Source organism: Parasphingopyxis sp., assembly GCF_052168295.1.
In the GTDB taxonomy this organism is placed as follows: Bacteria; Pseudomonadota; Alphaproteobacteria; order Sphingomonadales; family Sphingomonadaceae; genus Parasphingopyxis.
Map to the genome: position 1 here is coordinate 1 of NZ_JBQLZN010000075.1, position 18,106 is coordinate 18,106.

Annotated in this window: 20 protein-coding genes and 1 other RNA gene; 7 read left to right on the plus strand and 14 right to left on the minus strand. The window is 64.9% G+C overall.

What is annotated here, in order from left to right:
- Together rpoH and mtgA are read left to right on the plus strand one after the other, a co-directional pair.
- A partial coding sequence (rpoH, locus tag ACTS1Z_RS11770) for an RNA polymerase sigma factor RpoH (protein WP_442624660.1) occupies positions 1-803 on the plus strand: 803 nt, incomplete at its 5' end.
- An 81-nt stretch (positions 804-884) separates the two neighbouring features.
- Entirely contained in the window at positions 885-1,571 is a 687-nt protein-coding gene (gene mtgA / locus ACTS1Z_RS11775; protein ID WP_442624661.1) for a monofunctional biosynthetic peptidoglycan transglycosylase, read from the plus strand.
- Positions 1,572-1,612: 41 nt separating this feature from the next.
- Here the strand turns inward: mtgA and ACTS1Z_RS11780 are convergent, their stop codons facing one another.
- The 8 genes from ACTS1Z_RS11780 to ACTS1Z_RS11815 all read right to left on the minus strand — a co-directional run bounded on the left by ACTS1Z_RS11780 (position 1,613) and on the right by ACTS1Z_RS11815 (position 7,630).
- Positions 1,613-1,912 (minus strand): hypothetical protein, encoded by a 300-nt coding sequence (locus ACTS1Z_RS11780; RefSeq protein WP_442624662.1) that lies wholly within the window; start codon positions 1,910-1,912, stop codon positions 1,613-1,615.
- Between the two features lie 91 nt (positions 1,913-2,003).
- Entirely contained in the window at positions 2,004-2,327 is a 324-nt protein-coding gene (locus ACTS1Z_RS11785; RefSeq protein ID WP_442624663.1) for a YbaB/EbfC family nucleoid-associated protein, read from the minus strand.
- A 4-nt stretch (positions 2,328-2,331) separates the two neighbouring features.
- Complete coding sequence (locus ACTS1Z_RS11790; RefSeq protein WP_442624695.1) at positions 2,332-3,996, minus strand: DNA polymerase III subunit gamma/tau; 1,665 nt, start codon at positions 3,994-3,996, stop codon at positions 2,332-2,334.
- Between the two features lie 72 nt (positions 3,997-4,068).
- Positions 4,069-4,166, minus strand: an RNA gene (ffs, locus tag ACTS1Z_RS11795) — signal recognition particle sRNA small type.
- Between the two features lie 35 nt (positions 4,167-4,201).
- Entirely contained in the window at positions 4,202-5,092 is an 891-nt protein-coding gene (bla, locus tag ACTS1Z_RS11800; RefSeq protein ID WP_442624664.1) for a class A beta-lactamase, read from the minus strand.
- A 5-nt stretch (positions 5,093-5,097) separates the two neighbouring features.
- Positions 5,098-5,433: a 2Fe-2S iron-sulfur cluster-binding protein gene (locus ACTS1Z_RS11805; protein WP_442624665.1), complete on the minus strand. Its 336-nt coding sequence runs from the start codon at positions 5,431-5,433 to the stop codon at positions 5,098-5,100.
- Positions 5,430-6,551 carry a cysteine desulfurase family protein gene (locus ACTS1Z_RS11810; RefSeq protein ID WP_442624696.1) on the minus strand — a complete coding sequence of 374 codons (1,122 nt, stop codon included), beginning with the start codon at positions 6,549-6,551 and terminating at the stop codon, positions 5,430-5,432. The genes ACTS1Z_RS11805 and ACTS1Z_RS11810 overlap by 4 nt, the downstream gene beginning before the upstream one ends.
- Positions 6,552-6,556: 5 nt before the next feature.
- Positions 6,557-7,630, minus strand: coding sequence for a cysteine desulfurase family protein (locus tag ACTS1Z_RS11815; RefSeq protein WP_442624666.1), 1,074 nt, complete (start codon positions 7,628-7,630; stop codon positions 6,557-6,559).
- Between the two features lie 119 nt (positions 7,631-7,749).
- On the opposite strand from ACTS1Z_RS11815, the gene ACTS1Z_RS11820 reads away from it, so the two are divergent.
- A complete protein-coding gene (locus tag ACTS1Z_RS11820; RefSeq protein ID WP_442624667.1) occupies positions 7,750-8,406 on the plus strand; it encodes an alpha/beta hydrolase in 657 nt (218 codons plus the stop codon).
- Between the two features lie 138 nt (positions 8,407-8,544).
- On the opposite strand, the gene ACTS1Z_RS11825 is transcribed toward ACTS1Z_RS11820, so the two are convergent.
- Together ACTS1Z_RS11825 and ACTS1Z_RS11830 are read right to left on the minus strand one after the other, a co-directional pair.
- The gene (locus tag ACTS1Z_RS11825) at positions 8,545-8,727 is read right to left on the minus strand and encodes a hypothetical protein (protein WP_442624668.1); all 183 of its coding nucleotides are present in this window, start codon (positions 8,725-8,727) and stop codon (positions 8,545-8,547) included.
- Positions 8,728-8,736: 9 nt separating this feature from the next.
- The gene (locus tag ACTS1Z_RS11830) at positions 8,737-9,705 is read right to left on the minus strand and encodes a threonine ammonia-lyase (RefSeq protein WP_442624669.1); all 969 of its coding nucleotides are present in this window, start codon (positions 9,703-9,705) and stop codon (positions 8,737-8,739) included.
- A gap of 109 nt (positions 9,706-9,814) precedes the next feature.
- Here ACTS1Z_RS11830 and ACTS1Z_RS11835 point away from each other — a divergent pair, with 109 nt between their 5' ends.
- From ACTS1Z_RS11835 to ACTS1Z_RS11845, 3 genes are read left to right on the plus strand one after another with little or no spacing between them, the layout of a single operon-like run.
- On the plus strand, positions 9,815-10,246 hold the full coding sequence (locus ACTS1Z_RS11835; RefSeq protein WP_442624670.1) for an MAPEG family protein: 432 nt from the start codon (positions 9,815-9,817) through the stop codon (positions 10,244-10,246).
- Positions 10,247-10,266: 20 nt separating this feature from the next.
- Positions 10,267-10,692, plus strand: coding sequence for an MAPEG family protein (locus ACTS1Z_RS11840; RefSeq protein ID WP_442624671.1), 426 nt, complete (start codon positions 10,267-10,269; stop codon positions 10,690-10,692).
- On the plus strand, positions 10,692-11,645 hold the full coding sequence (locus ACTS1Z_RS11845) for a carbon-nitrogen hydrolase family protein (RefSeq protein ID WP_442624672.1): 954 nt from the start codon (positions 10,692-10,694) through the stop codon (positions 11,643-11,645). The genes ACTS1Z_RS11840 and ACTS1Z_RS11845 overlap by 1 nt, the downstream gene beginning before the upstream one ends.
- 97 nt (positions 11,646-11,742) lie before the next feature.
- Here ACTS1Z_RS11845 and ACTS1Z_RS11850 read toward each other — a convergent pair whose 3' ends face one another.
- The 4 genes from ACTS1Z_RS11850 to ACTS1Z_RS11865 are packed head-to-tail and all read right to left on the minus strand — an operon-like array spanning position 11,743 to position 15,979.
- Entirely contained in the window at positions 11,743-13,140 is a 1,398-nt protein-coding gene (locus tag ACTS1Z_RS11850; protein WP_442624673.1) for an NAD(P)H-hydrate dehydratase, read from the minus strand.
- Positions 13,137-13,529: a hypothetical protein gene (locus tag ACTS1Z_RS11855; protein ID WP_442624674.1), complete on the minus strand. Its 393-nt coding sequence runs from the start codon at positions 13,527-13,529 to the stop codon at positions 13,137-13,139. Before ACTS1Z_RS11855 ends, ACTS1Z_RS11850 begins: the two co-directional genes overlap by 4 nt.
- A complete protein-coding gene (gene ilvD, locus ACTS1Z_RS11860; RefSeq protein ID WP_442624675.1) occupies positions 13,516-15,237 on the minus strand; it encodes a dihydroxy-acid dehydratase in 1,722 nt (573 codons plus the stop codon). Before ilvD ends, ACTS1Z_RS11855 begins: the two co-directional genes overlap by 14 nt.
- A 10-nt stretch (positions 15,238-15,247) precedes the next feature.
- On the minus strand, positions 15,248-15,979 hold the full coding sequence (locus ACTS1Z_RS11865) for an N-formylglutamate amidohydrolase (RefSeq protein WP_442624697.1): 732 nt from the start codon (positions 15,977-15,979) through the stop codon (positions 15,248-15,250).
- A 103-nt stretch (positions 15,980-16,082) separates the two neighbouring features.
- On the opposite strand from ACTS1Z_RS11865, the gene ACTS1Z_RS11870 reads away from it, so the two are divergent.
- Positions 16,083-17,936, plus strand: a complete 1,854-nt coding sequence (locus ACTS1Z_RS11870) for a DUF885 domain-containing protein (RefSeq protein ID WP_442624676.1) — start codon at positions 16,083-16,085, stop codon at positions 17,934-17,936.
- Positions 17,937-18,106: the final 170 nt, after the last annotated feature.

An 18,106-nucleotide genomic window follows, 5' to 3' on the forward strand; every position in this document is an offset into this window, starting at 1 on the left:
AGGAATATATGCTCGCCAAGCGTTTCGAAGAGCATGGCGACCGCGAAGCCGCGCAAAAGCTCGTGACGTCGCACCTGCGCCTCGTGGCGAAGATTGCGATGGGCTATCGCGGCTACGGCCTGCCCGTGGCCGAGCTGATCTCCGAAGGCAATATCGGCCTGATGCAGGGCGTGAAGAAGTTCGAAGCCGATCGCGGCTTCCGCCTCGCCACCTACGCAATGTGGTGGATCCGCGCTTCGATCCAGGAATATATCCTGCGCTCGTGGAGCCTCGTGAAGATGGGCACCACGGCGGCGCAGAAGAAGCTGTTCTTCAACCTGCGCAAGATGAAGGCGCGGCTGAACGCGTTCGAGGATGGCGATCTCAAGCCCGAAGATGTCGAGCAGATCGCTGGCGATCTCGGCGTGACCGAAGACGAAGTGATCAGCATGAACCGCCGCATGGCGATGGGCGGCGATACGTCGCTCAACGTGCCGATGCGCGGCGACGAGGAAGGGTCCAGCCAGTGGCAGGACTGGCTCGTCGATGAGGAACCGCTGCACGACCAAACGATCGCCGAAGAGCAAGAAGCCGATGTCCGCCGCGAAATGCTGATGGAAGCCATGGGCGAGCTCAACGAACGCGAGCAGCACATCCTCACCGAACGCAAGCTGACCGACGACCCGCAGACGCTCGAAGAGCTAAGCCAGGTTTATGGCGTATCGCGCGAGCGCATCCGCCAGATCGAGGTCCGCGCCTTCGAAAAGGTGCAGAAAGCCATGATGCGGATCGCCGAAGACAGGAAACTGCTTCCGGCGGCCTAACCGCACTCCAGATCACCAAAGACGCCATTCCCGGTGCAAATCGGGGATGGCGTTTTTCTTTGGGCAGGATAGATCAGCACCATGGCAGCTAAAACCCGATCCCTGCCCGCGCGCATGTTCATCTTCACCTTCAAGGCGATCCTCTGGTTCCTGCTGATCACCATCCTGTGGGTTTTGCTCTACCGCTTCGTTCCCCCGCCGATCACGGCTACCATGGCGCTCGACGAGAATGGATCGGGACGCAACTGGATGGCGCTCAGCGACATGGACCGGGCGATGCCGATCGCTGCCATCGCGGCCGAAGACGGCAATTTCTGCCTCCACAACGGCTTCGACTATGAGGCGATCCAGCAGGCCTGGGAGGAACGCCAGTCGGGCGAGCGGCGGCGCGGCGGCTCGACGATCAGCCAGCAGACCGCGAAAAACGTGTTCCTCTGGCAGGGCGGCGGCTGGTTCCGAAAGGGCCTCGAAGCCTATTTCACCGTGCTGATCGAGTTCCTCTGGGACAAGCCGCGGATCATGGAGGTCTATCTGAACGTCGCGGAGACGGGGATCGGCACTTATGGCGCCAATGCCGGCGCACAGCGCTATTTCGGCCATGATGCGAGCCGGCTTAGCGATCTCCAGGCCGCGCAGATCGCCGCCGTCCTGCCCGATCCCAAGACCCGCGACGCGACCCGGCCAGGGAGTTGGAGCGCGGGCTACGCCAACCGACTCGTCGGCCGCATGCAGCAGGTCCGCGCCAGCCCATTAGACGATTGCATCTGAAGGGTGCGCGGAAGCGCGCGCCCTCCTCTCAAATCGGAAAGCTAGTTGCCGTCGACGGCGTCGGCCGCGTCTTGCGCGGCATCGCCGACCTGCTGCGCCGCTTCGCCGACATTTTCGGCGGCGTCCGTGATCGCTTCGGTCTCGACCGCTTCGCGCGCGCCGCTCTGGCTCAGAAAATAGGCGCCACCCGCGACCGCTACGATGAGGATGATGGCGATCACCCAGCCCGCACCGCCGCCGCGGCGCTCGATAATCACCGTTTTGCCGGCATCGTCGCTACGCTCAACCGTACGTTCGGTCGTTACGCCATCGTCACGTTCGGTAATCTTTTCTTCGGTCATGCTTCATCTCCCAATGAAGCCGAGAAAACGGCTTTGGGAGACGGAAGTTCCCGCGCGCGGGTCGAAAAAATCGCGCGATAAGCGGCCAAACCTAGAAGGGCATTTTGAAGCCGGGCGGCAGTTGCAGGCCGCTGGTCATCTTGCTCATCTCTTCCTGGCTTTTCGCATCGGCCTTGGTGCGCGCATCGTTGAGCGCGGCGGCGATCAGGTCTTCGAGCACCTGCTTCTCGTCGGGCGTTAGCAGAGACTCATCGATCTCGACGCCCTTGATGGTGCCCTTGGCGCTGGCGCGAACCTTGACGAGCCCGCCGCCCGAAACGCCTTCGACCTCGATATTTTCGAGGTTCGCCTGCGCTTTTTGCAATTCTTCCTGCACATTCTGCGCGGCTTTCATGATGTCTTCGAAATTCTGCATGGGATCAGCCCTTATTGTCTGCGGCCAGTTTGTAGTCGATCAGCTCGGCATCGGGAAAGGCCTCGAAGGCCGCTTTGACCATCGGCGATTGCATCACCGCCTCGCGTTCCGCGCCGAGCGCCGCCTGTTCCTGTTCGAGAAGGCTGGCCTCGCCCTCCTCGTCGCTGGTCTCGACCGTCCAGACCTGTCCGGTTTCCGTGCGCAACAACCGACCGAGATCGCGGAGGAATTCCTCGTCGCACGGCTTGAGCGGGCGGATGACAAGTGTCGGCGGCGCATAGCGGACGAGCCGGACATCGCGTTCGAGGAACTGCGCCGTTTTCCAGCTCGCATCGTCATGCCGGCTTTCGGCGACAAGACGCACCAGCGCCGCGAAATCGGCGGGAAAGCTGGCTTGCGGCCCACTCCCCTGCCCACCCGATCCCGCTGGCGATGACGGCGCAGCCACCACCTCGCCACTCTCCAGCTTGCGGGCCAGATCGCTGGGATCCGGCAAGCCGGCGGCATGGACGATCCTGAGCAACCCCATTTCGGCCGCTTCCAGCGGTACCGGCGCCGTTTCGATCTCCCGCAGGCCTTTGAGAAGCAGCTGCCAGATGCGATGCAGCGCCGCGAAGCCCAACCGGCTCGCCCAATCGGAAAAAGCTTCGCGTTCCTCGGCCGAGAGTGCCGGATCATCGGCCCCGCCGACCTTGGCGCGGACGATACCGTGCGTGGTTTCGAGCAGACCACGGAACAGGGCTGCCGGGTCGGTGCCCAATACATGCTGTTGCTCGATGCTCGCGAGCACGGCCTGCGCGTCGCCGGCCAGCAATTCCCCGAACAGCGCGCGAACCGCGCCGCGATCGGACAGACCGATCATTTCGCGGATTTGCGCCGCGGTCACGCCGTCCGGGCCATGGGCGATCGCCTGATCGAGGATCGAGAGCCCGTCACGCACCGAACCTTCGGCCGCGCGCGCGATCAGGGCCAGGGCCTCGTCCTCGGCTTCCGCGCCCTCCTCGCCGACGATCCAGCGGAAATGCTCGACCAGCTGGTCAGCCGGGATGCGGCGCAGATCGAACCGCTGGCAGCGCGAGAGCACCGTCACCGGCACCTTGTTCACCTCGGTCGTCGCGAAGAGAAATTTCACATGCGGCGGCGGCTCTTCGAGCGTCTTCAGAAGCGCGTTGAACGCGTTCTTCGAAAGCATATGGACTTCGTCGATGATGTAGATCTTGTACCGCGCGGAGACGGCCGCATAGCGCACGGCCTCAATGATCTCGCGCACATCGTCGACACCCGTATGCGAGGCCGCGTCCATTTCCACGACATCGATATGCCGCCCCTCGGCGATCGCCTGACATGGTTCGCAAACGCCGCACGGATCGATGGTCGGCCCGCCCTCGCCGTCCGGCCCGATGCAATTGAGCGCCTTGGCGATCAGCCGCGCGGTCGAGGTTTTCCCGACGCCGCGCACGCCGGTCAGCAGGAAGGCATGGGCGAGCCGGTCGCGCTTGATCGCATTGCCGAGCGTCTGGACCATCGCGTCCTGGCCGATAAGTTGCGCGAAGCTTTGCGGGCGGTATTTGCGCGCGAGCACGCGATAGGGCTGGGCGGCCTCGGGCGCGGCAGGCTGCGGCGGCTCGTCTAGGCTGAGACCCGGGCCGGGATCGGCGGCGGGCTCCATCGTCTCCTGGGAATCGGACATGGCACGAGACTAGCCGCTGCGAGGCGGCATGTCGAAGCTGTTATGAAGAGAAAAAGTGGAAGCCGGAACGACCCGCGGCGAAATCGTTACGGCTGCTTCCTTCCGGACCTGACCGGGTTGGCGAATGCCACGTCCGCCCGACTTCCGAGGGGGCATATGGCGATGTCGCACGCAAAATGCAATGTCAGCCGATATTCCGCTCGCTCATGTAGAGCACGGCCAGTTCGGCGATCTCTTCCATGGCAAAATCGACTTCCTCGGGTTCCGCCGTCGGCCGATCGATATAGATGGCGAGCACGAAAGCCGGGCCGCTGGGCGGCCAGATGATGCCGATATCGTTGAATGCGGTGCCGCAGCTGCCGGTTTTGTCACCGACCGTCCAGCCATCGGGCACGCCGGCGCGGATGCGCGTATCGCCGGTCTGGTTGGCGATCGCCCAATCGGCCAGCTGCCGCCGGCCGCCCGCTTCGAGCACATCGCCGAACATCAGGCGCTGGATCAGCCCCGCAATGGCCACCGGGCTCGTCGTATCGCGTTCATCGCCTTCCGCATTCTCGTTGAGGTCAGGTTCGATCCGATCGAGCCGGGATACTTCATCCGCATGACGACGGAAAAAAGCGGTCATACCCTCCGGCCCGCCGATCTCGGCAAGCAGCAGGTTTGCCGCCGTATTGTCGGACAGGGTGACGATCGCCTCCGCCGCCTCGCCGACCGACATCTCGCCCGCCTCGACAAAGGCGGCGGCCGCCGGCGCATAATCCAGCAGATCCGCTTCGCCGAACGCGAGCGAATCGTCGAGCGCCATATCGCCCGTTTCGACCCGTTCGAGCACGGCCGCGCTCAATGGCAGCTTGAAGGTCGAGCACATGGCGAAGCGCTCGTCGCCGCGATAGGCGCGCAGCAAATTGCCGCTCTCGTCGGTCAGCGCGACACCGAGGCGGCCGCCGATCCGCTGCTCGATGCCTTCGAGCACGTCCTCGCCCATGATCGCCTCGATATGCGGCGAACCCTGAGGTTCGGAGGCGCAGCCCGCGACGATACAGAGCGCAAAAACCAAGCCAGAAATGCGCTTCAACACTCTTATCTCCCCTGCATATTATGGACGGCGCCTGGGATGCGGACCGTCAGGCTCTCCATGCCCTCGCTCAACCAGATCTGACAGGCCAGGCGACTGTACCGGGTCACGTCCGCGGCGAGATCGAGCATATCGTCTTCCATCTCCTCGGCGCGCGGAAGCTGGCCGAAATCCTCCGGATCGACGTGCACATGGCAGGTCGAACAGGCCATCTGGCCCTCGCACGTGCCTTCGAGCGGCTGGCCGTCCGCCTGGGCAAGATCGAGCAGCCGGTCGCCCGGCGCGCCTTCGACCTCGCTGACCGAATTGCCATCGGCCGAGATAAAGCGGACTTTTGTCATGCAGCCAAGCTAGTCTGGCGGGCGGCAGCTTCAAGGATCAGGTCGATCGCGGTTTCGAGGTCTTCCTCGCTCGTATAGCGGCCGAAACCGATGCGGATCGACGACTTGGCTTCAGCATCGCTCAGACCCAGCGCCGACAGAACATGGCTGGGGCGGCCAGAACCGCTGGCACAGGCCGAACCAGCAGAAAAGGCGACGCCGCGCACATCCGATATCAACCGGCTCGCATCGAGCCCGTCGAGGCGAATGTTGAGGTTGCCCGGATAGCGCGCGCAATCCGACCCGTTCAGCGTCCAGCCGTCGCCGAAACGCCGCCGGGCCAGCGCCCATAATCTTTCGACATGCGCATAATCGTCCGCCTGCCGTTCGGTCATAAGCGCCGCTGCCGCGCCGAAACCCGCGCATAAGGCGGGCGCGAGCGTGCCCGAACGCAGATCGCCCTCCTGCCCGCCGCCATGCATGAGCGGCAATGGTTTTACGCCATTGGCCAGCCAGAGCGCGCCGATGCCTTTCGGCCCGTGAATCTTGTGCGACGACATTGCGATCATGTCGCATTGCTGCCAGGGAATCTCGACCCGGCCGAGCGCCTGCACCGCATCGCAGAACATCAGCGCGCCGCGTTGCCGAACCAGCGCGCCAATCTCGGCGATCCGCTGCGTCACGCCGATTTCATTGTTGACGAGCATGATGGCGACGAGCCCGACATCATCGTCCAGCGCGTCTTCGACAGCCATCGGATCGATCAACCCGTCGTCCGACACGTCGAGCACGGTCAGCGCGCATCCCCATTCGGCAAGAAATTCGCACGTATCGAGCACGGCCGCATGTTCGGTCGCCACGGTCACGATCCGGCGGCGGTCTTCGGGCATCGTGGCGATCGCGCCCTTGATCCCCCAATTCGCCGCCTCGGTCGCGCCGCTCGTGAAATAGAGGTTGCCGCTCTTCGCGCCGATACAGTCCATCACCTGATCGCGCGCGACCTCGACCCCGGCCGCGGCCTCGCGGCCCAGCTTGTGCGGCGAATGCGGATTGCCGAACTTCTCGTCGAGATAAGGCAACATCGCCTCGCGCGCTTCGGGCGCCATGGGCGTCGTCGCCTGATAGTCGAGATAGATGATATCGCTCACGCCGCGCGCCCCTTTCCTTCGGCCGCGAGCCGCTTCCAGACGTCCATGAAACGATAGATGTCGGCCCGATTGGTTTGCGGGCCGAAGCTGACTCGGATCACTTCGGCGGCGTCTGCCTCGCTCCAGCCCATTGCGGTCAGCACGTGGCTGGGCTTGAGGCTGCCCGACGAACAGGCGCTCCCCGCCGACACGGCGATCCCCGCCATGTCGAACTGGATCAGCTGCGCGTTCGCGGCGACCCCCGGCATCCGGTAGGACGCGATGGTCGGGATGCGGTCGGCTTCGCCGGCGACGATGCTCCCGCCCTCCTGCTCGATCGCCTTGTCGAGATGTTCGCGCAGCTCGGCAGCGCGCGACACCCAGCCCGTCGGCGCTTCGAGCGCGGCGGCGAAACCGAGCGCGGCGGGCAGGTTTTCGGTGCCCGGGCGATAGCCGCGCTCCTGCCCGCCCAGCGCATGCAACGTCGCGAAATCCTTGACCAGCAGCGCGCCGATGCCCGGCGGGCCGCCAAGCTTGTGCGCCGAGATCGCAATCAGATCGGCATCGGGCAACGGCAGCTTGCCGGCGGACTGGCTGCAATCCGCGAACAGCCAGTTGCCGCCGACATGGATGCGCTCGCGTAGATCGTCGAGATCTTGTTTCACGCCGGTTTCGCTATTGACCGACTGGATCGCGACCAGGGCGGTCTCGTCGGACCCCGAAAGCATCCAGTTGAGCTTGCCGCCATCGACATGGCCTTGATGATCGACCGGGATGCGTTCGACGTCCCCGGCGGCGCGCAGCACCGCATCATGCTCGACCGCGCTGACGATCACGCGCTCCGCCTTGGTGCAGGATATCGCCAGCGCGATCGCCTCGCTTGCGCCGCTCGTGAAAATCAGCTCGCCATCCCAGTCGAGCGCCGCCGCGATCCGCTTGCGGGCCTCTTCCAGCGCCGCCCGCGCCTCGCGCCCTTCGCCATGCGGCGAAGACGGGTTTGCCCAGCTTTCGAAGGCCTCTGCAACCGCGTCGCGCGCTTCCGGGAGCATCGGCATGGTCGCCGCATGGTCGAGATAAAGACGGTCTTTCAATACCTTATCCGGTTTTAGTTGCGAAAAGAGACCCGAACATCATATAGGCCGCATGCCGCTTATGCCCGCATAAGCCCGATTCCCGCCCGTTTCCAGCCAAAGGGTTGCACCGAACCGCCATGCCTGAAGTCATTTTTCCCGGTCCCGACGGCCGCCTCGAAGGCCGTTTCTCCCCGCCGCCGCGCCCGCGCGCGCCGGTCGCGATGATCCTCCACCCGCACCCCCAGGGTGGCGGGACGATGAACAATGCGATCGTGCAGGCGCTCTACAAGACGTTCGTCAATCGCGGCTTCGCGACGCTGCGCTTCAATTTCCGCGGTGTCGGCAAAAGCCAGGGCGAGTTCGACAATGGCGTGGGCGAACTGTCCGACGCGGCCGCCGCGCTCGACTGGGTACAGAGTTTCCATCCCGAAGCCGAAACGACCTGGGTCGCCGGTTTTTCCTTTGGCTCGCTGATCGGTATGCAGCTCCTGATGCGTCGTCCGGAAATCCGGGGTTTCATCACGATCGCGCCACCGGCGAACATGTACGATTTCAGCTTCCTCGCGCCGTGCCCGGCGTCCGGCGTCATCATCCAGGGCGATGCCGACGAAGTCGCGACGCCGTCCGGCACGCAGAAGCTCGTCGACAAGCTGCGCACCCAGAAGCACATCACGATCCAGCACGAGGTGATCCCCGGCGCCAACCATTTCTTCGAAAAGGAAATGGATCAGCTGATGACCACGGTCGACGACTATCTCGATATGCGCCTCGATCCGGATTGCCCGATAAAATAGCTCCTCCCCTTCAAGGGGAGGGGAACCACGAAGTGGTGGAGGGGTATAACCCGCAAGCAACGCGCGATTCAGCACCGCTGACACCCCTCCGTCAGCCCTGTGGGCTGCCACCTCCCCTTTAAGGGGAGGAACTAGGTCTCAGCCCCCCGGACCAGGCACGGTCCAGATCAGTACATTGGCAAGGATGACTATCGCAGCCGCGATCATCAGCAGGCCGCGCTGTTTGTCGCCCTTCTTCGCCCAGAGATAGATGCCGCCGGCTCCGAGCGCGAACACGGCGAGCATGGCAACGGAAAGCGCGATATTGGCGGCGAGCAGCATCGCTGTCCCCTAGCCTGTGATGATCTCGGCGAAAACCGCCGGGTCGACATTGCCGCCCGACAGCGTGATCATGGTGCGACCCTTGGGCTGCACCTTGCCCGCAAGCACGGCCGCCAGCGCCACCGCACCGCCCGGCTCGACGACCAGTTGCAGCCGCGAAAAGGCGATGCGCATCGCATGGGCGACTTCGTCTTCGGTGACCGCGACGCCCGCCGCTCCATGTGCATGCAGAATGTCGAAAGTGATCGGCGAGACACGCATCGTCTGCAGCGCGTCGCAACGCGTGTCGGGCGGATTGGGGCCGACAGGTTCGATCGCGCCGTTCGCCAGCGAACGCGCCATATCGTCCCAGCCCTCGGGCTCGACGACGGTGATCTGCGCATCGGGCAGCACGAGCGCCGCGCCCGCCGCCAGCCCGCCGCCGCCGCAACAGATCACTGCGCTTTCCGGCGGCCCGCCCGCCAGCGTCTCCATCTGCTCTACCGCTTCCAGCGTCGCTGTCCCCTGCCCCTCGACGACCCAGGGATCGTCGAAGCTTGGCACGACGATCGCGCCGCGTTCTTCGGACAGGTCCGCCGCCAGCTTTTCGCGGCTGTCGCTCATCCGGTCATAGGTGACGATCTCTGCGCCCATCGCGCGTGTCGCGTCCAGCTTCGCCCTGGGGGCATCCTCCGGCATCACGATCAGCGCCGGCATGCCGAGCCGTTTGGCCGCCCAGGCAACACCCTGCGCATGGTTTCCGGACGAGAAGGCGACCACGCCTGCCTCGCGCTCCTCCGCGCTCATCGCGGCAAGTCGATGATAGCCGCCGCGCAGCTTGAACGCGCCGATGGGCTGCAAATTCTCGCATTTGAGCCAGATCCTTCCATGATCTGTATCGAACGGAATGAGCGGCGTCGGCGGCACGACTTCATGGATACGCGCCGCAGCCTCCCGGATGCCCTCAAGAGTCGGCTTGCGCGATTCGCTGTCCGTCATGGGGTTCCGCTAGCCCGCAAGTCCCGATGCCGCAACGTCAAGTCGGTTGCCTTTGACAACCTATTTGCGCTGTCCCAGTCTCGCGCCGCAACGAAAACGGGGAAGCAACATGAACAGTGCCATTCTTGCGCCGGCGGCGGTTCTCGTCGTCTGGACGCTCATCGTGATGATATGGGTGATGGCCACCCGCCTGCCGGCGATGAAAAAGGCCGGCATCGATATGGGCGCGCGGCCCGGCGGACGCGGCCAGGACCTGCAGGGCGTCATCCCGGACAGCGTCAACTGGAAGGCGCATAATTACAATCACCTGATGGAGCAGCCGACGATCTTCTACGCGACCGTATTCATCGTCGCGCTCACCGGCACCGGCGACGCCTGGATCAATGTCTGGCTGGCATGGGCCTATGTTGGTCTGCGTATCGTGCACAGCATCATCCAGGCTACCTGGAACCATGTACCGGCGCGTTTCATGGTCTTCGTTCTCAGCAGCCTCGCTCTGTTGGCGCTCGCCCTTCACGCAACCGCCGCCGCGCTGCAATAGAGATCACAGGGAGATACTATATGGAAATCAACAGCCCCATCCTCGCACCCGTCATCGCGCTTGCCATCTGGACCATGATCATGTGGCTCTGGATGTATGCGACGCGGATCCCAGCGATGAGCGCCGCGAAGGTCGATTTTACGCCCGGCGTCTACACCAATGACGACCTCAAGAAATTGCCCGTGAAGGTCCAGTGGCAGGCCGACAACTACAACCACCTCCATGAAGCGCCGACCGTGTTCTACGCGGTCGCGATAACGCTGGCGCTGATCGGCGCGGGCGACGGCATCAACCTGACGCTGGCCTGGGCCTATGTCGGACTGCGCGTAGTCCACAGCCTCTGGCAGAGCACCGTCAACATCGTGCCGATCCGCTTCCTGATCTTCGTGGCGAGCACGGCGGTGCTCATCTGGATGATCGTCAACGCGGCGCTCATCGTCTTCTGATGGCCCGCATCGTCGCCGCTATCGTTCAGGCCGAACCGATCCCGCTCGATATCACGGGCGGGATCGCGGCCCTGGTCGACAATGTCGAGGCCGCAGCCGATGGCGGCGCGACGGTCATCGCGTTCGGCGAAACCTTTCTCGGCGGCTATCCGATATGGCTCGACGAGGCGCCGGGCGCCGCGCTCTGGGATCATCCGGGCAGCAAGGCGCTGCACCGCATCCTGCTGGATCAGGCGATCCGGGAGCAGGACGAACGGCTCGCGCCGCTGCAGGAGCTGGTCGATCAGCGCGGCCTGATCGTCTCGGTCGGCGCGCATGAGCGGGTGCGATCGAGCCTCGTCAACACGCAGTTCCTGTTCCGGCCCGGTAAGCCGCCCCTGCCCCACCGCAAGCTCGTGCCGACCCATGGCGAGCGGCTGATCTGGGCGCGCGGCGACGGATCGACGCTCGGCGTGCACGAAACAGACTGGGGCCATGTCGGCCATCTGATCTGCTGGGAGCATTGGATGCCGCTCGCGCGCGCAGCGATGCACAACCAGCGCGAAGCCGTGCATGTTGCCGCCTGGCCGACGGTGCGCGACACCTATGCCATCGCCTCGCGCCATTACGCGTTCGAGGGGCGCTGCTTCGTGCTGGCGGCGGGCACCGTTCTGCACCGCAAGGCGCTGCTCGACGGGCTGGAGCGCTGCGGCGGCGATCCCGACGCCCGCGCGCTGATCGAAGAGATACCGGACGGCCAATTGCAGTTCGGCGGCAGCATGATCGTCGCGCCCAATGCCGACATCCTCGCCGAAGCGGGCGGGCGGGCGGAGATCATCCATGCCGAGCTCGATCTCGATCTGATCGGCCAGGGCCTCGCCTCGCTCGATACGGACGGCCACTACGCCCGGCATGACGTGTTCGAACTACGGGTGAATACGGCCGAACAACCGGGCGTCGTCTTCGAGGATTGAAGCTAACGTTCAAGTGCTCCTGCGAAGGCAGGAGCCTAGAGCCGCATACGATATAGCCTACCGCCCTGGGCTCCTGCCTTCGCAGGAGCCCAATCAATCACAAACAACTCGCCAGCGTGCCCGGCAGCATATCGAGCAGATCGTCGGCGATGAGGAAGGCCCCGGCCCGCCGACCCGCTTCACCATGCAGCCACACCGCTTCGCAGGCCGCTGCGAACGGATCGCTATTCTGTGCATAGCGCGCGGCCGTAATGCCCGTCAGCACATCGCCGGTGCCGGCCGTCGCGAGCCAGGTTGGCGTGCACGCGGCAATGGCGGCCCGTCCGTCAGGCGCGGCAATCACCGTGTCGCTGCCTTTGTAGACGGTAACCGAATTGGCACGTTTCGCGGCATCGCGCGCCCGCTCGACTTTGCTCCCCTCGCCCTCCCCGAACAACCGGATAAACTCGCCATGATGCGGTGTCAGGATTGGGACGGAAGAGAGCTCGTGCAGCCGCTCCACGCCGCCTTGCGCGATCAGCGTCAGCGCGTCCGCGTCGAGGACCAGCCGCCGGCCGGAATCGAGCACCTGGTTTAGCCGCGCCTCGGCCTTGCCGTTCAGGCCCAGTCCTGGCCCGGCAACGGCAACATCGATCCGCTCGTCCGCGAGCATATCGCCCAATGTCCGCGGATCGGCGGCGAGCCGGTAAACGAGCGCCAGCGGCCCCTCGGGATGATCCGGCCCGGCGAGCGCGACATAACCCGCCCCGCCCCGGATCGCTGCGTCGGCGGTCAGACTCGCGGCGCCAGCCATCGCGCCGCCCGCAACGAGCACATAGCCGCGTGAATATTTGTGATCGTCGGGTCCGGGCGCAGCGAGTTTCGGGCGGCCGAGCGCGCGGAGATCGCTTTTTGCCGGCACGCCAATCTCGCCAAGCATCACCTTGCCGAGATAGGATGCCGCAGGCTGGAGCAAATGCGCCGGTTTCAGGGCCCCGAGCGCAACAGTCGCATCGAACTTCGGCACCGGCGAGAGCAGCGTACCACTGTCCGTTTCGATCCCACTCGGCAAGTCGACCGCGACGCTATGCGTAGCGCTCGTCACATGATCGGCCAGCGTTTTCGCGAGCGTTCCGCTCAATGGCCGCACCAGCCCCGTACCGAACAACGCGTCGATAACGAGCGGTGCCCCCTTGGCGCCCGCGATCGGCTCGACGGGGCTATCCCATTTCGCGCGCGCCTCCTTCGCCACATCGGTCTTGGGATCGGCCAGCGCGGCAACACGCACATCGCTGCCCCGCTCGGCGAGCAGCCGCGCGACGACATAGCCGTCGCCGCCATTATTGCCCGGCCCGCACAGGATCAGCGTCTCGGAGACACCGGCCATCCGCCAGGCGATATCGGCGACTTCGCGGCCCGCGCGCTCCATCAACTCGCCGACCGAAATCCCTTCCGCCATCGCGGCCTCTTCCGCCGCGACCATCTCGGCGGCTGTCAGAATCGGCCCGGCGATCACCGCACCGTCGCCGGCAAACGATAGGTGTCGCCGCCGATCGCGACCTCGATCTCGCGCTCCGAAATCGGCGTGACGGCAACGGCTTCCGCGCCATCCGCAGCAACCAGGCCGCTGCCGTCGTTCGTCACCAGCAAGCGGCGGAAGCCGCCATCGGGATGGCGCATCGTCAGCACCAGCCCCTGGCCAGTCTCGCTGCGCTCGATCAGGCAGTCGGACCGCAATTCCGTCGCACCGCCCAGCGCGCAATAGACGACGCCGCTTTCAGCGAGTTCGGATCGTGCTTCGACTTCCGCCTCGACGAGCGGATCGGACTCGACCGCCTGATCCTCGCTTGCCGTTCCGCAAGCGGCCAGCGCGGCCAGCGCGGCCAGCCCGCTAAATATCCGCATAGACGTGCGTCTCCGCCTTCGCGCCGGGATGCGTAACCGCGCCTTCATGCGCCGGGCCGACATTCTGCGCGTAACGCCAGAGGGTGCCCGACTGATAATCGTTGGTGCGCGGGGTCCATTTGGCCCGGCGCTCCGCCAGCACCGCTTCGTCGACATCGAGATCGATCGTGCCGGCTTCGGCATCGATGCGGATGATATCGCCGTCTTCGACGAGGCCGATCGGTCCGCAATCGGCGGCCTCGGGGCCGACATGGCCGATGCAGAAGCCGCGCGTGGCGCCCGAGAAGCGGCCGTCGGTGATCAACGCGACCTTCTCGCCCATTCCCTGGCCGTAAAGCGCCGCCGTGGTCGAGAGCATCTCGCGCATGCCGGGGCCGCCCTTGGGGCCTTCGTAACGGATGATAATGACCGAGCCTTCGGCGATGTCGCGCTCCTCGACCGCCTTGAAACAGTCTTCCTCGCTGTCGAAGCAACGGGCCGGTCCCTCGAACTGCAGCCGCTCCATCCCAGCGACTTTCACGATCGCGCCTTCCGGGGCGAGCGAGCCCTTGAGGCCCACGACCCCGCCGGTCGGCGTGATCGGATTATCGACGGCGTAGATGACTTTCTGATCGGGGTTCCACGTCACTTCATCGATGTTTTCGCCCAAGGTCTTCCCGGTCACCGTCAGGCAGTCGCCATCGAGCAGGCCTTCGGAGAGCAGCGTCTTCATCAGCATATAGACGCCGCCCGCCTCGTACATGTCCTTGGCGACATATTTGCCGCCGGGCTTGAGGTCGGCAAGATAGGGTGTCGATTTGAACGTCTCGGCGACGTCGAACAGGTCGAAATCGATCCCGCATTCATTGGCCATCGCCGGCAGGTGCAGCGCCGCATTGGTCGACCCGCCCGTAGCCGCGACGACGCGCGCCGCATTCTCGAACGCCGCTTTCGTGCACAGATCGCGCGGGCGGATATTGCGCGCGAGCAGCTCCATCACCTGTTCGCCCGCCGCGCGCGCGATATCGTCGTTGGACTGATATGGCGCCGGAACCATGTTGCTGTTGGGCAGCGAAAGCCCGATCGCCTCACCGACACAGGCCATGGTGTTCGCCGTAAACTGGCCGCCGCATGCGCCATGGCCGGGACAGGCGACCTTTTCGAGCTCGATCAGCTCCTGCAGCGGGCAGGCTTCGGCCTCATATTGCCCCACCGCCTCGAACACATCGACCACGGTGACGTCGCGGTCGCGATAGCGGCCGGGCAGGATCGAGCCGCCATAGACGAAGATCGACGGCACGTTCAGCCGCAGCATCGCCATCATCATGCCGGGCAGCGATTTATCGCACCCGGCGAAACCGACCAGCGCGTCATAGCAATGCCCGCGCACCGAGAGTTCGACGGAATCGGCGATCACCTCGCGGCTGACAAGCGAGCTTTTCATGCCCTGATGGCCCATCGCGATGCCGTCGGTGACCGTGATCGTGTTGAACCGGCGCGGCAGCCCGCCGCCCGCGATCACGCCCTCGCGGCAGATATCGGCCTGATGATCGAGCCGCGTGTTGCAGGGCGCGCTGTCATTGCCCGCGCTTGCGACGGCGACGAAGGGCTGCTCGATCTCCTCCTCGGTGATGCCCATCGCGTAATAATAGCTGCGGTGGGGTGCGCGCGACGGGCCGACCGAAACGTGACGGCTCGGCAGTTGCGACTTGTCGAAGCGATTGGACATCGTGGATTCCCTATTTCTTCAGCGCGTCCCGCGTCTCGGCAATTATCGGGGCGAGCAATTCGGCCCATTTCCTTGCGCCTTCCGCGTCCGCGATCAAGTCATTCCGCACCTCGATGGCGAGATAGGGCAAGCCGCGCGCTTCGGCATGCAGGTCCATCGTCGCGTTGAGTTCCAGCCCCGAATAGGGCTGGTTATCGCCGACATGGAGGCCCAGTGCCTCGAGCTTGGGGATCGCCACGCGCGCTGCGCGGTCGTCCTGATTGTAGAGGATCCCGGCGTGCCAGGGTCGGCTTTCATGCGCGCGGGTTTCGAGCCGCGGCGTGAAGCTGTGCAGCGTGAAGAGCATGTCGGGATCGTGGTGATCGATGAGCTCGGACGCCCGGCCATGATAAGGATGCCAGAAGCGCTCGATCCGCGCGCGCCGCGCGGCTTCGTCGAGCGCCGCATTGGCCGGAATATGATGGCCGTCGCTATGCGCGGGCGTGGCGTCCGGATGATCATGCTCGCGATGCAGATCGACGACGAGGCGGGACACATTGGCGATTATCGCCGGACATTCCAACCGCCCAGCGACCAAACCCGACAGCCGGTCGACGCCGATATCGACCGCGACATGCTTGTCGAGCACAGAGGGATGCACGCCGAGATCGATATCGTCGGGCACGCGGTTCGACGCATGATCGGCGATCAGCATCAGCCCGGAATCCGCCGATCCTTCGATCTCGCGATAGACATCCTTCATCGCGGCCTCGCCGATAGCCAAAGTCTATTTTGCCTACGCATGGCGCCTAGTTGCCGTCCCGCGCGGCCTATGTCACCAAGTAACGCAAGTTGGAGGGTCGCAGATGGGTTTCGAACTGACACGCCGCGAGGCGATGGCCGGGCTGGCCGCGGGCACGATATTGGGCGTCGGCGGCTGCGCCACGGTGCCGGCGTCAAGCGGTGCGCAAAGCTGCAACGCCGGCATGGTGCTTGCCGACGAGGCCGACCGGCTGCTCGCGCTTCTGCCGGAGGTCGCAACTTATAACGGCACCGAAGCGTCGTTGAACGGCGGGCCGCTGGCGCGGCGCATGGCGGACTATTCGCCGGCCGGAGAACAGGCGCTGCGCGATGGCGCGGCGGCGAGCCGCACGCGCATCGCCGCGCTCGACTGTGCGCGCGGATCGCGCGATGCGCTGCACGCGGCCGTCTCCGAAGCGGTGCTCGCCAATGCCGGCCGATCAGCGAGCATCGCCTATGGCCGGATCAACCCGTTCAGCTACGTCAATCACCTGCCTTATCTCGTATCGCAGATCAGCGGGCCGCATATCGATACGCCGGCGGTGATGAAGAGCCAGCAGTCTCTGCGGACGCCGGATGCCATCGATGCCTGGCTGGAGAAGCTCAATGGCTTCGAGGCGGGCTTTGCCGGCGTGCTCGAAAAGGTGCGGGCCGACGAGGCGGCGGGATGCCGCCCGCCCCAGGCCCTGCTCGCGAAGACCCTGCCCGTGCTCGACGCCTTTCTCGAAGGCCCGGCGGAATCGCATCCTCTGATAGAGGCATTCGACGACGGGATGGCCGCTGCGGTGACCGATACAACCCTGCGCGCCACGGCGCTGCATTTCGCGATCACCGCGCTTGAGACCCGGGCGCGCCCGGCGTTCCAGCGGCTGCGCGACCATATCGCCGAGATGCTGCCACGCGGGCAGGAAGCGGCCGGGATCTGGGCGCAGCCCGACGGGGAGGCGCTCTACGCAGCAAACACCCGCGCGCTCGGCGATACCGAACTCTCACCGGACGAGATCCACGATATCGGTCTCGAGGAAGTGCGGCGGATCACTGCGGAAATGGACGCGCTGCTCACTGCCAATGACGAAACCGGCGGCAGCGTCGGCGAGCGGATGCTGCGGCTGGCAGGCGACGAACGGTTCCTGTTCGCAGACAGCGATACGGGGCGACAGGAACTGCTCGATTATGTCGGCGAACTCGCTCAACGCGCCGAAGGTAATTATGGCGACATGCTGCCGGCCGAGATCATCCCGCAGCAACAGCTCGTGATCCGCCGCGTGCCCGAGGCGACGGAGGATAGCGCGCCGGGCGGCTATTACGATGCGCCCTCGCTCGACGGCACCCGGCCCGGCACCTATTGGATCAATTTGCGCGATATGCGGGCCGTCCCCCGCTTCCGCCTGCCCACGCTTACCTATCATGAAGGCGTGCCCGGCCATCATACCCAGGTCGCGATCGCGAGCGGGCTCGGCGAAGCGCCGCTCATCATCCGGATCGCGAGCTTCAACGGCTATCAGGAGGGCTGGGCGCTCTACGCAGAACTGCTCGCCAAGGAACTCGGTTATTATGCGGACGATCCGTTCGGCGATCTCGGGCGCTTGCAGGACGAGCTGTTCCGCGCCGTCCGGCTGGTCGTCGACACGGGCCTCCATCACAAGCGCTGGACGCGCGAACAGGCGATCCGCTTCATGCAGGGCGCGACCGGCATCGCGGAAAGCCGGGTCACGGCCGAAATCGAGCGCTATATGGCATGGCCCGGCCAGGCGCTCGGCTACAAGCTCGGCCAGCTGCGCATCCTCGAAATGCGCGAACAGATGCGCGCGGCGCAGGGCGATGCCTTCGATGTGCGCGCGTTCAATGCATTGGTGCTCAATCAGGGCGCGATGCCGCTCGGCCTGCTTGCCGAGCGCGTGGAAGCGGCCAGCCGCTGATACGAAACGGGCAGCGGCACCGAAGCGCTGCTGCCCGTTTCAATGACGTGCGGCTTTGGAGGACGCGCAGATCATTGGCGGACGTTTCCCCGAGAGGATCGATCCGTTCATTCGGCAATATTAGCCCGATTTCTTACGAAAACGCTGAAAAACAGGGTTAACGGCGGAAA